Raw genomic sequence first — 13276 nt, 5'->3', positions numbered from 1 at the left:
GTACGACTGGTTAGACGCACGACAGGCCCCTCAGGTCACCTCACTTGGCGCACTCGACCTTGTCGGCCGTGGACTGCTGCACCCCCTCCGGTGCCTTCGTGGCCGTGGTGAAGGAGACCCCGGCGCCCTTGAAGTCCTTGCCCAGGGTCAGCGTCATGGTGGGCAGGCCCTGGGAGTTGGTGACGCTCTTGCCGGGCTTCAGCTGCGCCCCGGACAGGCCCAGGATGTCCGCGAGGCGGCGGGCCTGGTCGGCCTGGTCGGGGGCGTACTCCAGGGTCGTCTTCGCCAGCGACGTGCCCGCGTTGCCCGCGTTCTCCGACTTCAGTACGCCCTCCTCGTTCTGGAGGTACTCCAGCTCGGCCTGCGCGCTGCCCGCCGCCGCACCACCGTTGAGGATGCGCACCCGCACCTCGGACGCCGCCGACTTGGTGCCCTTGAGCCGGGCCGCCTCCTCGGCCGCCTGGGCGCTCTTGGAGGCGCTCGCCTTCTTCTTGACCTCGGTGAACGACACGTCGTTCTTGATCATGTCGAAGACCGTGGGAGCCGTGGCGTCGTTGAGGACGACCGTCGCCTTCACCTTCTCCGCCGGGTTGTCGACGACCGGCACGGTGGTGAACGTCAGGTTCTTCACATTGAGCTTGCCCAGCTCCAGGCCGAGGTCCTTCAGCTTGCCGATGCTGTCGAGCTGCGAGTCGACGGTCAGCGCCTTGGTGCCCGCCTCGGCCAGCTTCAGCATCTTCGCCGGGTTGGTGAGCGTGTCGTTCGACTTCAGCTTGCGCATCAGCGCGCTCAGGAACTGCTGCTGGAGCCCGATCCGGCTCAGGTCGCCGCCGAAGCCGACCGAGTGCCGGGTGCGTACGAAGGCGAGGGCCTGCTCGCCCGAGATGGTGTGCGTGCCCTTGGACAGCTTGAGCTTGGAGTCCTCGTCGTCGATGTCCTTGCCCAGGCAGACCTCGACGCCGCCGACCGCCGTGGTCAGCGTCTTGACGGCGTTGAAGTCGGCCACCATGAAGTTGTCGGCCTGGATGCCGGTGAGCTCGGTCACGGTGCGCACGGTGCAGCTGGGCGTGCGCTCGTCCTGACCGAGGCTGGTGTTGAAGCGGACGTTCTCCGAGCCCGGGATGACCTTGGTGGTGCCGTCGTCCTGCGTGGTCGGGCAGTCCGGCACGTCCACGATCAGGTCGCGCGGGATGCTGAGCGCGGTCGCGTTGCTGCGGTCCTTGGAGACGTGCAGCAGGATCGTGGTGTCCGCGTGCCCGACGCTGTTCTTGTCGCCGTAGCTGTCGTTGCCCTTGCCGGTGCGTTTGTCGGTGCCGATCAGCAGGATGTTGATCGCCTTGTCCGACTGGAAGCCGCCGGTGCTCGCGCCGTCGTCGGAGACGGAGGTGATGTTCCCGTTGAGGTGGCGGATGTAGAGGTAACCGCCGCCCGCGGCCGCGATCAGTACGAAGGCCATCGTGCCGCCGGTCCACAGCAGCGCCTTCTTCGCCGTCGACTTCTTCTTGACGGGCCGGCGTCCGCGCCGCCCCGGCAGCGGCTCCTCGGGCGGTGCGCCCCGGCGCCTGCGCGGCGGCGGCACGCCATGGCCGGGGGCCACGGGAGCGGCCGTACGGCCGGCGGGCGCGCCCGCCCTGCTGGGGGAGGGCGCGGATCTACGGGGACCGGGAACACCCGACTGCGGTGCGGAAGGGGTCAGTCGCAGTTCGTATTCACCGGTGTGCGGGTTGAGTACCCACTGGTCGGCGGGGTCGATTTCGCCCGCCCGCCCACGGCCTTGTGCGTCCACGGTTGCTGAATCCTCCGTCGGCCGGATGCACCGGATCGCTCACACTAGCCGTCCGATTCGCCGACAGGTTACGGCGGTGACGTATTCCACGTCCCTACAACCGGGCAATCCGCCCATTTGCCCGGACGCCGCTTCACTGCCTTGGGAAACGCTTTACCCGCAGGTGTCCTCGGCGGCCGTGTTGCCGCGGAAGGCGGGGACGTCACCGCCGTTCTCGCTTTCTCCACGAGGTTCTTCGTCGTGAGAATGTTCTGAAACCTTCGGGGCTTTCCGCGTCACCTTCACCGGCGCGTCCTTGCGCAACCGTTCGAAAAGCCGCCGGGCCTCCGGTTCGACGAGTTGATCACGATTGGCGTCGTAGACGTACGACTCCCGCGGCACGGTGAGGAATTGCACCCGCCCCGTGGGGATGTGCCGCAGTCCGCGCACGAGCTCGTACAGCCCGCGCAGACTCGCCAGAGCGGGATCGGTGGTGAGCGAGGAAGTCGCCGCGTCCAGCACGGGATAGAGCTTCACCGGATTCAGCAGTACGTCATTGCTCTGCACCTTGTTGACGAGTGCACCGAGAAAGCGCTGCTGGCGGTCCATCCGGTCGGTGTCGCTGCCGTTGCCGAGGGACTTGCGGGCCCGCACATAGCCGAGCGCCTCCTCGCCGTTCAGCGTCACCCGGCCCGCCGGCAGCCGCAGCTTGGCCGCCTTGTCGTCGATCGGTTCGGCGAGGCAGACCTGCACCCCGTCGACGGCGTCCACCATGTCCTTGAAGCCATGGAAGTCGACGACCATGTGATGGTCCACGCGAATGTTCGTGAGTTTCTCGACGGTCCGGATCGTGCAGGCCGAACCGCCCCTCTGGAAGGCGTAGTTGAACATCGCGAACATGGGCTCGCCGCGGGTGCCGTCCCGTCCGAGGCAGGCCGGCACGTCCACCATCAGGTCCCGCGGCAGCGACACGGCCGTAGCGGTGCGCCGCCCGGCGGACAGGTGCAGCAGGATCGTGGTGTCCGACCGCTCGGTCCCGGAGTCCCGCCCGTACCGTGCGTTCCCGTCGCCCGACCGGGAGTCGGACCCGATCAGCAGGATGTTCTGAGCGCCCTTGACGAGCGAGGTCGGCCGGTCCTTCTCGTACCGGGCGAGCTCCGCGGCGGCGGCCTCGTCCGCGGTGATGTTCCCGTCCAGTTTGGCGTACACGGCCCATCCGGCGCCGCCCGCGACGAGGACGACCACCCCGACCCCGAGCCCGACACCGCCCAGCCGACGCCGCCTGCGCCGCCGTATGAGCCCCTCCCCATGGGCCGACGCCCCGAGTCCGGGCCCGAGGGCGCGAGCACTGTCGGTCATGGCCGGCCCACCCCTCCTGGCGTAAGAATCCGTACACCCGACCATGCCGCGAACCGGTGGGGAGGGGGGCCCGGTATTGGGCCGTGTGGGTGAGGGGGTGGGGTGGTGGCTGCGGGTTCTGTGCGGGTGGCCGCAGGGGCTTTGCGTCTGGCGTGGGCGCTGTTCGGACCCCCGCAGCGGCAAAGGATCCGCGCGAGAAGCCGTGGCAGCAGGCCCGCATCCGGTGGGAGCGCTGCACGAGCCCCCACCGGACCGAGAGGGGCCGCCGCAGGCACATCAGGGGCGCGGGGAACTGCGCGACCAGCCACGACGGACCCGCACCTGGGCAGCCGTGGCGCTTCGCTTCCCGCGAGGTCTGTGCGGGGGGCCGTAGTGGTCGTGTGTCTGGCGTGGGGTGGCCGCAGCGGTCTCGGGCCGGGGCGCGGGTCTGTACGACAGACCGCAGCAGCCCGCATCCGGCGGGGGTCCGTGCGGGCGGCCGTGGGGTTCCGTTCCCGGCGTGAGGTCTGCGCGGCGCGGCCACGGTGGTCGAGCGTGGTGTGGGAGCGCCCGCAGCGGCAAGAGACCCGGCGCGAGTCTGCGCGACAGCCCACAGTGCCTCCCCCCGGCATGGGCGGCGTCTGCACGAGGAGTCGCAGCAACCCCGGCTCCGGTGCGGGAGTCTGACGACGTGCTGCTGTGGCTCTGCTCCCTGCGCGTCTGCGCGACAACCGGGAGCGGGCCGCCCTGGCGCGGCATGCCGCTGTGGCCCGCGCCCGGCCCGGAGCCGTTTCGGCAAGACCTGGCAACAGCGTCCGCGCCGCCGGCGCAGGGGCCGCCCGGCAAGCCCCAGTGGCAGCCCCGGCACGGAACCTGCCGGGCAGGCCGTGGTCGGCGGATCCGCCCGAGCGGGCCGCCCCGGCGCGGCATGCCGCTGTGGTCCGCGCCCGGCCCGGAGCCGTTTCGGCAAGACCTGGCAACAGCGTCCGCGCCGCCGGCGCAGGGGCCGCCCGGCAAGCCCCAGTGGCAGCCCCGGCACGGAACCTGCCCGGCAGGCCGTGGTCGGCGGATCCGCCCGAGCGGGCCGCCCCGGCGCGGCATGCCGCTGTGGCCCGCGCCCGGCCCGGAGCCGTTTCGGCAAGTCCCGGCAACAGCGTCCGCGCCGCCGGTGCAGGGTCCGCCCGGCACCCCCCAGTGACAGCCCCCGGCGCGGGACCCGTCCGGCAGGCCGTGATTGGCGGATCCGCCCGAGCGGGCCATTCGGTCAGCGGTGTGTGGCTGTGACCCGTTCCGTTTCGATCCGTTGGGCGAGTGCGTCCTCGCTCAGGTGTTCCAGGTGGCGGCACAGCACCACGGACCCTCCCGTGGCGAGCGGCCCGTACAGCCCGGCGCACAGCCCGTCCCACGTGTCGTACGGCAGGGCGGACAGCACCCGGTCCCCGGTCCCCTCCGCCCGGGCCCGCTCGACGAGCTCCGCCCCGCTGAACTCGCGCCCGGCGACGACCAGCGCGGGCTCGTCCGGATCCACCGGAGCGAACGGCACGAACCGGTCCCCCTGACCCGGCACCTCCACGGCGTAGTCGACGAACCCCTGCGGCGGCTGCGGGAACCGCCCGCCCAGCGGCCGCAGCGCCAGCGCCACCCGCTCCCCGGAGCACGCCCGAGCGGCCTCCAGCGTGTCCGGCCCGCTCACGACCACGTCGGCCGCGGCCGGATCGCCGCCCATGTCCGCGACCACCCCCACCGACGCGCACGCCAGCAGCCACACCGCCGTCTGCCAGTGCGCGGGCAGCAGCAGCGTCACCCGGTCACCGGGCGCCACGGCGAGGTCGCCCTGGAGGAGGTTCGAGGTCTTGGCCACCCAATTGGCGAAGGTGGCCACGGACAATTCGACACGTTCGCCCGTGGCATCGTCGTAGAAGGTCACCAGGGGGCGTCCGGGATCCGCGGCGAGCGCGGAACGCAGCAGGTCGGCAGGGGTGCGATCAGTGGCGTTCACCCGCGAAAGCGTACGCGGGCGCGCGGCCCGGCACCTCCGCGCGGGGCCACCGGTTCGGCGCAACGGCACCCGACGGCCCGTCAGTTCCCCGATGGACAGATTTATATGACTATGTCCAGGATCGGGAGCATGCGTGGACTCCTTGCTTCCGCGGTCGGCGTCACCTGCGCGGCCGCCCTCGCCCTTCCCCTCACCTCACCCGCGCTCGCGGCGAGACCGGCGTCTCCGGCGTCTCCGGCAGCCCCGGCGGCCGCCGGCCCGGCTGCCGTGAGACCGGCGCCGGGCGCGGAAGTCCTCGGGGGCACCCAGTCGCTGCCCCTCGCGCCCCTCGCCTCCCGCGACCGCACCCTCGCCCCGGTCGCCGAACAGGGCCTGCCCCGCCGGGACGTACGGCGCTTCTCCCTCGTGGGCGTGATCTGGGACGACCCGGACACCGTGCTGCACGGCCGCGTCCAGGTCCGCACCCGCGCGGTCGGCGCCGACACCTGGTCAAGCTGGCAGGACCTGGAGACCCACAACGACGACGCCGCCGACCCCGGCACCGCCGAACGCACCTCCGGCCGCGTCCACGGCGCCACGGCACCGCTGTGGGTGGGCGACTCCGACGGGGTGGAGGTACGCGTCCGCGCCGAGGCCGACCGCAGGACCGAGGACACGGCCCGCGGCTCCCGTACGGCGACCATGACCGCCCCGCTTCCGACGGGGCTGCGTCTGGAACTCGTGGACCCGGGGGAGAGCGCGCCGGCGCCCGCCCGGCAGGGGAGCGCGGCGAGTGCGCCCCGGAACGCCGTCGCACCCCGCTCCGCGCCCACCGCCGAACCCGCCGCCGACCTCGCCGGGATGGACGCGGCCGCCGCCAACGCCGATCTCGCCGACCTCGACGCCACCGAGATCCCGGCGCTGGACCGGCAGCAGACCGAACAGGAGCTGTTCGCCCTGCGTGCGGGGCAGTTGACGGACCGGCAACGCGCGAAGCCGTACATCGGACCGCGCCCGCGCATCGTCACCCGGCGCGGCTGGGGCGCCGACGAGGGGCTGCGCGAGCGGAAGTTCGTCTACACGAAGAAGGTCAAGGCGGCCTTCGTCCACCACACGGCGTCCGGCAACGGGTACCGCTGTACGCAGGTGCCCTCGCTCATCCGTGGTATCTACCGGTACCACGTCAAGAGCATGGGCTGGCGGGACATCGGCTACAACTTCCTCGTCGACAAGTGCGGAAACATCTACGAGGGCCGGGCGGGCGGGGTGGCGAAGCCGGTCCTCGGCGCCCACACCCTCGGCTTCAACTCCAACAGCATGGGCATCGCCGTCCTCGGCAGCTACGGCTCCAAGAAGCCGCCCGCCGCCGTGACGAAGGCCGTCGCACGGATCGCCGCGTGGAAACTCGGGCTCCACGGCGCCAACCCCAAGGGGAAGACGTATCTGAAGTCGGGCGGTGGCAACCTCTATCCGAAGGGTAGGAAGGTACGGCTGAACGTGATCTCCGGCCACCGGGACGGCTTCGCCACGGAATGCCCCGGACGGCAGCTCTACCGCAAACTCGGATCCACCCGTACGACAGCCGCCCGTCTCCAGGGCCGCTGACGGTCGCTGAGGACCGAGGGGAGTACCGGGGAGAGCAGTACCCGGGAGAGCAGTAGCCGGGGACTTCGTACCACCCGTTTCACCGCCGTCGGGGGGCAGGCGCGAATGCCGCACGGCCGCCGAAGGTGCCGCACAACGGTCTGCATACACTGGCCGGTCGAAAGACAGTTCGGGCCGGTCCCGGCAGGAAGCGGAGACGACAGGTGACAGAAGCGATCCTCCTGGTCGGCGGCAAGGGCACGAGGCTGCGACCCCTCACGGTCCACACCCCCAAGCCCATGGTCCGCGCGGCCGGCGTCCCCTTCCTCACCCATCAGCTGGCCAGAGCCAGAGCGGCGGGCGTCGACCACATCGTCCTCGCCACGAGCTACCTCGCGGAGGTCTTCGAACCGCACTTCGGCGACGGTTCGTCCCTGGGGCTCCACCTCGAGTACGTCACCGAGGAGGAGCCCCTCGGCACGGGCGGCGCGATCCGCAACGTGGCCTCCCGGCTGCACTCCGCCCCCGACGACCCGGTCCTGATCTTCAACGGCGACATCCTGACGGGCCTCGACATCAGGGCCCTGGTCCGCACCCACGAGACCACGCACGCCGACGTCTCCCTCCACCTCACCAAGGTCACCGACCCCCGGGCCTACGGCCTGGTCCCCACCGACGGGACCGGCCGGGTCCTCGCCTTCCTGGAGAAACCCCAGACCCCCGAGGAGATCGTCACCGACCAGATCAACGCGGGGGCGTACGTCTTCCGCCGCTCGGTCATCGACACGATCCCGCAGGGCCGCCCGGTCTCGGTCGAACGCGAGACCTTCCCCGAACTCCTGTCGGCCGGCGCCCACCTCCAGGGCATGGTCGACTCGACGTACTGGCTGGACCTCGGCACCCCCGCCGCCTTCGTGCGCGGCTCCGCCGACCTGGTCCTGGGCCGGGCCCCCTCCCCGGCGGTCCCCGGCCGCTGCGGCGACCGCCTGATCCTCCCCACGGCGAGGGTCGCCCCCGACGCGAAGCTGACGGGCGGCACGGTGGTGGGAGAGGGCGCGTACGTCGCGGACGGCGCGCGGGTCTTCGGCTCCACCATCCTCCCGGGCGCGGTGATCGAACCGGGTGCCGTCATCACCGACTCCCTGATCGGCACCGGGGCCCGCGTCGGCGAACGCTCCGTCCTCACCGGCACGGTCATAGGCGACGGCGCGGTCATCGGCGCCGACAACGAACTGCGGGACGGCATGAGGATCTGGTGCGACGCCCGCATCCCGGCAGGAGCGGTCCGCTTCTCCTCGGACCAGTGACCCCAGTTCCCCACGGACCAGTGCCCCCAGCCCTCCCGGCACTTGCGCAGCCCTGGTCAAGCGAGGTCCTGCCCTCCAGGCGCTTGCGTAGCCCCGGTCAAGCGCGGTCCTGCCCTCCCGGCACTTGCGCAGCCCCGGTCCGCACACTCAGCCCCTCCGGCGTTTGAGGAGCGGGGGTCCGGGGGCGGAGCCCCCGGCAGCGGGGTCGAAGGGGCGGCAGCCCCTGGAGGAGGGACGGGTAGGGGCGGCGGGGGCGAAAAAAGCCCCCCGACCCCCACCCGTCACAACCTCCCGATGTCCCCCCGAGTCATCCGCGGCGCCCGCCGAGGAGGCGTACGCCCACTCAACAAGATCAACCGAGCCGCCCGATGCCGCTGCCCCGCATACGGCTCCAGCAACGACAACATCACCGCGTCATCCGCATCCCGGTCCCCCGCGAGCGCGAACCCCACGATCCCCGGCAGATGCAGATCCCCCACGGTCACCGCATCCGCCGCCCCATGACTCCGCTGCACCACCTCCGCCGAAGTCCACGGCCCCACCCCCGGCACCACCTCCAGCCGAGCCTGCGCCGCGGCCGGCGGCATCGAAACCGCCTCCTCCAGCCGCGCAGCGACCCGCACGCACCGCAGAATCGTCGAGGCCCGCTTGTTGTCGACCCCGGCCCGGTGCCACTCCCACGACGGAATCAACGCCCATGTCCGGGGCGAGGGCATCACCCACAACCGCCCGCCCGCCGCAGGCCCCGGCGCCGGCTCCCCGAACTTCCGCACCAGCAGCCGCCACGCCCGGTACGCCTCGTCCGTCGTGACCTTCTGCTCCAGCACGGAAGGGATCAACGACTCCAGCACCAGCCCGGTCCGCGTCAGCCGCAGCCCCGGCCGCCGATGCCAGGAGTGCGCCACGACCCGGTGCCGGGGCACGAAGGCGGAGGGATCGTCCGCGGCCCCGAGCATCTCCGGCAACTGCGACAGCAGCCACTCACCGCCCGGCCCCCACGCCTCGCCGCGCACCTCACCGCCGTACACGCACACCCGCAGGGTCCCGGGCCCGGCAGGCGTGCGGCTGGCCCGCCACACGGACCCGTCCGGCAGCGCCCGGAAGGTGGGATCCGCCGGCCCGCGCCGCAGCGCCCCGAGCACCAGCCCGAGTTCGACGGGCCACTGCGGCCGCCATGTGCGCACCAGCGGGGCCTCCACCCGCGCCGCCGCCTCCCGCCGCGCGGCGGGCACGACGACCTCCCCACCGCGCACGGTCGTACGCGTGGGCCTGGGGGCGAAACGTCCTGCCACGAGTGATGTCCTGGGGTACGAGAGAAACCGGTGGGGAGGCCCTACGAGACTAGACGCACCTCACCGCATCTCACCGCACCTCGATGAAGCTCCCGGCCTCCCGCTCGGGCCGGGGCCGGGACTCCTCCGCGGGATGCCCCACCGCCACGGCCCCCATCGGATCCCAGTCCTCCGGCAGCCCCAGCACCTCCCGCACCACGTCCCGGCAGAACATCGTGGACGACACCCACGCCGACCCCAGCCGCTCCCCGGCCAGCGCGACGAGGAAGTTCTGCACCCCGGCTCCCGCGGCGACCACGAACATCTCCCGCTCGGCCGCGTCCCGCCGCACGTCGCCGTACGTGTGCGACCCGTTCATCACGAGACACGGCACGACGAGATAGGGAGCGTTCCGCAGGACGTCCCCTCTGCGCACCCGCTTCGCGATGGACTCCTCCGACTTCCCGTCCCGCCGCAGATCGGCGATCCAGGCGTCCCGCATGGCGTCGAGGAGACGGGTCCGGGACTCGGCGGACTCCAGCAGCACGAACCGCCACGGCGTGGTGTGGTGCGGCGCGGGCGCGGTCACCGCGAGCGCCACCGCCCGCCGCACGGCCCCGGGGTCGACGGGCTCGTCGGTGAAGGCCCGTACGGTACGCCGCTGGGCCACCGCCTCCCGCACCGCCTCGGAGGTCCCCAGCCGGAACATGTCGTCGCGCGCGTGACGCACCATGGCCCGCGCCCCCTCCCCGTGCTCCCCGTCCACCACGTGCGCCAGCCCGCGCACCACGGCGACGGGCAGTCCGGCTGCCTTGCCCTTGACGAGATCACCGGCGGCGGCCAGCTCGTCGGCCGTCGCCACTACGGTCGCGCTCAGCGGATTGCCGTACGCGTCCGTCCCGCCCCGCAGATCGTCCAGCACCCGCACCCCGGCGGCGCCGATCGCGACATCGGTGAGCCCGGTGCGCCAGGGCCGCCCGAAGGTGTCGGTGACGACGACGCCGACGTCGACCCCGAGGGCGTCCCGCAGCCCGTCCCGGATCGCCCGCGCGGACGCGTCCGGGTCCTCGGGCAGCAGCAGCACGGTCCCCGAAGGGGTGTTGGAGGCGTCCACCCCGGCGGCGGCCATCACCAGCCCCTGCCGGTTCTCGACGATCCGGAGCGGGCCGCGCCGCGCCACGACCCGTACGGTCTCGGCGTCGATCGCGGCCTCCCGGTCGCCGGCCTCGACGGCCCGCCCCTCCGCCTTGGACACGATCTTCGAGGTGACGAGCAGGACGTCCCCGTCCGCCAGGCCGGGCTCGGCGGCGGCGATCATCTTGGCGAGGTCGTCCCCCCGCTGCACCTCGGGAAGACCGGGAACGGCCCAGACCCGGTAGCCGTCGGCAAGCATCCCGCTCAAGCTCCGCGCACCTCCTCCGCCAGCTCCAGCGCCTCCCGCGCCATCCGCGCGGTCGCGTCGAGGTCGGTCATCATCAGCGGTACGGCCCGGCAGCGGATGCCGGCCGACTCGACCCGCCCGACCGCGCCCTCGTCCACGGTGTCGACGAGCCAGCCGTCCAGCAGCCCCGAGCCGTAGTGCTCGGCGACCGCCGCGGCCGTGGACTCGACGCCGACCGCCGCGAGCACCTTGTCGGCCATGCCGCGCACGGGCGCGTCCCCGACGATGGGGGACAGCCCCACGACCGGCACCCCGGCCTCGGCGATCGCCTCGCGGATCCCGGGCACGGCCAGGATGGTGCCGACGGACACGACGGGGTTGGACGGCGGGAACAGCACGACGTCCGCCTCCGCGATCGCCTCCAGGACCCCCGGCGCCGGCTTGGCCTGCTCCGCTCCCACCGGCACCACCGCGTGGGCCGGCACGGACGCCCGCAGCCGCACCCAGTACTCCTGGAAGTGCACGGCCTTGCGCTCGCCGTCGATCTCGACCGCGACATGGGTCTCGACCCGGTCGTCGGTCATCGGGATCAGCCGCACGCCCGGCTTCCACCGGTCGCACAGTGCCTCGGTCACCGCGCTCAGCGGATACCCGGCACCGATCATCTGCGTCCGCACGATGTGTGTGGCGAAGTCCCGGTCCCCGAGCCCGAACCACTCGGGCCCGACGCCGTACGCCGCGAGCTCCTCCTTGAGGTGGAAGGTCTCGTCGGCCCGGCCCCATCCCTGTTCCTCGTTGATGCCGCCGCCGAGCGTGTACATCACCGTGTCCAGGTCGGGGCAGACCTTCAGCCCGAAGAGGTGGATGTCGTCCCCGGTGTTGCCGATGACCGTGATGTCCGCGTCCGGCGCGGCCTGCTTCAGACCACGCAGGAAACGGGCACCGCCGATGCCGCCTGCCAGAACCACGATTCGCATGGAAGCCAGTCTTGCAGGCGGGTACGACATCACGTCACGCGGTGACGACGTCGGCCTCGTCGTAGGTCTCGCGGGCGGTGCAGGCCGTGTGCATGGGCATCTCGGTCAGGCCCGGGTAGTAGACGTGCAGGCTCACCGCCGGTTCCAGCGCGTCGTTGACGACCTCGTGCACGTACCCCGGCGCGAACACCCGCTGCGCCCCCGCCGCCAGCGCGCGCGTGCCCCGCTCGGTCCGCTCGGTCAGCGCACCCTCCAGAACGGTGAGGACACCGGAGGACGGGCCGTGGTCGTGCAGGCCGCTGCCCTGTCCTGGCACCCAGGACAGCAGCCACACCTCGTAGCCGGGGCCGGTGCGCAGCCGGTGGTACCAGCGGCTCGTCGCGTCGTACTGGACCAGGTGGGCCCACTGCGAGCGGTCGGCCGCGATGGAGCGGGCCAGCCCGACGAACTCGGCGACGGTGGCCGGGTGCTCGCGGGGTGCCTGGAGGAGGTGCGGGACCTCGAGGAGGTCGCCGGCGATCTGGAGGTCGTTGTCGCTGTTCATGGGATGCGGTGGGTCCTCGGCGAAGAGTGGGGGCTGACTGGGTGTCGCGTACCGTCCGCCCGGATCACGGGAAGACAGGAATGCCCGGGTGCGGGCGGGGCACTAGCAGCCGAGTCACGGTGGACTCAGGAGCAGCCGGAGCGCGTTGGGCTCAACAGCTGGAACAGCAACAACAGCTACAGCGAGCGCGGGCAGCACCGTGGGACCCGGCCGTGCGGGTCGAGGTGAGTGCCAAGTTCGCGAGCATGCCCACAAGGACAGCGGCTCACACCTTCACTGTCAACTCGACACCCTGGAAGTGGGACATGTTTCACCTCATCCGGTCCATCTCCATGGTGAAAGGTTTGTTCAGGTGCGGACCGGGACACATGGCGCACAACCGGGCGCACGGGCCGTGAGTCCCTCGCGACTTCCCGGTGCGCGTACGGAACGAGTTCGAACTGATGGGCGTCCTTCCCCGTACAGGCCCGAAAGGCCTGGCGTGGTTCGGCAGCCCTCTCGGGTCTCATCTGCTTGTCAAGGTTTATGCCGATTTGAACACTTTCAGCAAGGCCTTGGTTCCGCAGAGTGAATAAGGGGCCCAATAGCAGATCTCGGCTTGACTCGCCCGGAGCAGCACACTTGTAATTTCACTCGTGTCGTTCAGCCGAAATCGGTAACGGCCGTCACACGGGGACGCGAAAGACAGACGAGGGGCGCACATGACCGAGACGGTGCAGCAACTGCTGGTCGACGACGCGGACGAGGAACTCGGCTGGCAGGAGCGCGCGCTGTGCGCCCAGACCGACCCCGAGTCCTTCTTCCCGGAGAAGGGCGGCTCCACCCGCGAGGCCAAGAAGGTCTGCCTCTCCTGCGAGGTCCGCTCCGAGTGCCTCGAGTACGCCCTCGCCAACGACGAGCGCTTCGGCATCTGGGGCGGCCTGTCGGAACGCGAACGCCGCAGGCTGAAGAAGGCCGCCGTCTGACCCGAGGCAGGCTCCACCGCACTTCTCGCACGCAACCGAACGGCCCGTCGCACCTGGTTGTCCACAGGCGGCGGGCCGCCGTCGTGCCCAGCCGATAGTGTGGGCGCTCGTCCGAGACGCCTCGTCGCCCCCTCAGGGCACAGGCGTCCACCGCAGTCCACCGAAC

General features: G+C 71.8%; 10 protein-coding genes. 3 read left to right on the top strand and 7 right to left on the bottom strand.

Annotated features, from left to right (window positions below):
* Positions 1–40: 40 nt before the first annotated feature.
* The 3 genes from M2163_RS21855 to M2163_RS21845 all read right to left on the bottom strand — a co-directional run bounded on the left by M2163_RS21855 (position 41) and on the right by M2163_RS21845 (position 5102).
* Positions 41–1786: an LCP family protein gene (locus M2163_RS21855; protein ID WP_280851122.1), complete on the bottom strand. Its 1746-nt coding sequence runs from the start codon at positions 1784–1786 to the stop codon at positions 41–43.
* A 153-nt stretch (positions 1787–1939) separates the two neighbouring features.
* Positions 1940–3124, bottom strand: coding sequence for an LCP family protein (locus M2163_RS21850; RefSeq protein ID WP_280894787.1), 1185 nt, complete (start codon positions 3122–3124; stop codon positions 1940–1942).
* 1243 nt (positions 3125–4367) lie between these two features.
* Positions 4368–5102: a TIGR03089 family protein gene (locus M2163_RS21845; RefSeq protein WP_280851124.1), complete on the bottom strand. Its 735-nt coding sequence runs from the start codon at positions 5100–5102 to the stop codon at positions 4368–4370.
* A gap of 129 nt (positions 5103–5231) precedes the next feature.
* Between M2163_RS21845 and M2163_RS21840 the strand changes: the two genes are divergently transcribed.
* Positions 5232–6686 carry a peptidoglycan recognition protein gene (locus M2163_RS21840; protein WP_280894786.1) on the top strand — a complete coding sequence of 485 codons (1455 nt, stop codon included), beginning with the start codon at positions 5232–5234 and terminating at the stop codon, positions 6684–6686.
* A 203-nt stretch (positions 6687–6889) separates the two neighbouring features.
* The gene (locus tag M2163_RS21835) at positions 6890–7972 is read left to right on the top strand and encodes an NDP-sugar synthase (protein ID WP_280894785.1); all 1083 of its coding nucleotides are present in this window, start codon (positions 6890–6892) and stop codon (positions 7970–7972) included.
* Between the two features lie 281 nt (positions 7973–8253).
* Here the strand turns inward: M2163_RS21835 and M2163_RS21830 are convergent, their stop codons facing one another.
* From M2163_RS21830 to M2163_RS21815, 4 genes are all read right to left on the bottom strand, one after another.
* Positions 8254–9264 carry a DNA-3-methyladenine glycosylase 2 family protein gene (locus M2163_RS21830; protein WP_280894784.1) on the bottom strand — a complete coding sequence of 337 codons (1011 nt, stop codon included), beginning with the start codon at positions 9262–9264 and terminating at the stop codon, positions 8254–8256.
* 70 nt (positions 9265–9334) lie between these two features.
* On the bottom strand, positions 9335–10636 hold the full coding sequence (locus M2163_RS21825) for a coenzyme F420-0:L-glutamate ligase (protein ID WP_280897292.1): 1302 nt from the start codon (positions 10634–10636) through the stop codon (positions 9335–9337).
* A 5-nt stretch (positions 10637–10641) separates the two neighbouring features.
* Positions 10642–11601: a 2-phospho-L-lactate transferase gene (cofD, locus tag M2163_RS21820; RefSeq protein WP_280851128.1), complete on the bottom strand. Its 960-nt coding sequence runs from the start codon at positions 11599–11601 to the stop codon at positions 10642–10644.
* A 34-nt stretch (positions 11602–11635) separates the two neighbouring features.
* Positions 11636–12145: a cysteine dioxygenase family protein gene (locus tag M2163_RS21815; RefSeq protein WP_280851129.1), complete on the bottom strand. Its 510-nt coding sequence runs from the start codon at positions 12143–12145 to the stop codon at positions 11636–11638.
* 701 nt (positions 12146–12846) lie between these two features.
* Between M2163_RS21815 and M2163_RS21810 the strand changes: the two genes are divergently transcribed.
* The gene (locus M2163_RS21810) at positions 12847–13110 is read left to right on the top strand and encodes a WhiB family transcriptional regulator (protein WP_020137941.1); all 264 of its coding nucleotides are present in this window, start codon (positions 12847–12849) and stop codon (positions 13108–13110) included.
* Positions 13111–13276: the final 166 nt, after the last annotated feature.

Origin of the sequence: Streptomyces sp. SAI-135 (genome assembly GCF_029893805.1) — a bacterium.
GTDB lineage: Bacteria > Actinomycetota > Actinomycetes > Streptomycetales > Streptomycetaceae > Streptomyces.
This window is presented reverse-complemented; position numbering and strand designations above follow the sequence as displayed.

What these genes read in the sequence shown, in the direction of transcription:
- M2163_RS21850 (WP_280894787.1), bottom strand. Translation starts at nt 3,124, where the DNA reads ATGACCGACAGTGCTCGCGCCCTCGGGCCCGGACTCGGGGCGTCGGCC.
- M2163_RS21840 (WP_280894786.1), top strand. Translation starts at nt 5,232, where the DNA reads ATGCGTGGACTCCTTGCTTCCGCGGTCGGCGTCACCTGCGCGGCCGCC.
- M2163_RS21825 (WP_280897292.1), bottom strand. Translation starts at nt 10,636, where the DNA reads ATGCTTGCCGACGGCTACCGGGTCTGGGCCGTTCCCGGTCTTCCCGAG.
- cofD (WP_280851128.1), bottom strand. Translation starts at nt 11,601, where the DNA reads ATGCGAATCGTGGTTCTGGCAGGCGGCATCGGCGGTGCCCGTTTCCTG.
- M2163_RS21815 (WP_280851129.1), bottom strand. Translation starts at nt 12,145, where the DNA reads ATGAACAGCGACAACGACCTCCAGATCGCCGGCGACCTCCTCGAGGTC.
- M2163_RS21810 (WP_020137941.1), top strand. Translation starts at nt 12,847, where the DNA reads ATGACCGAGACGGTGCAGCAACTGCTGGTCGACGACGCGGACGAGGAA.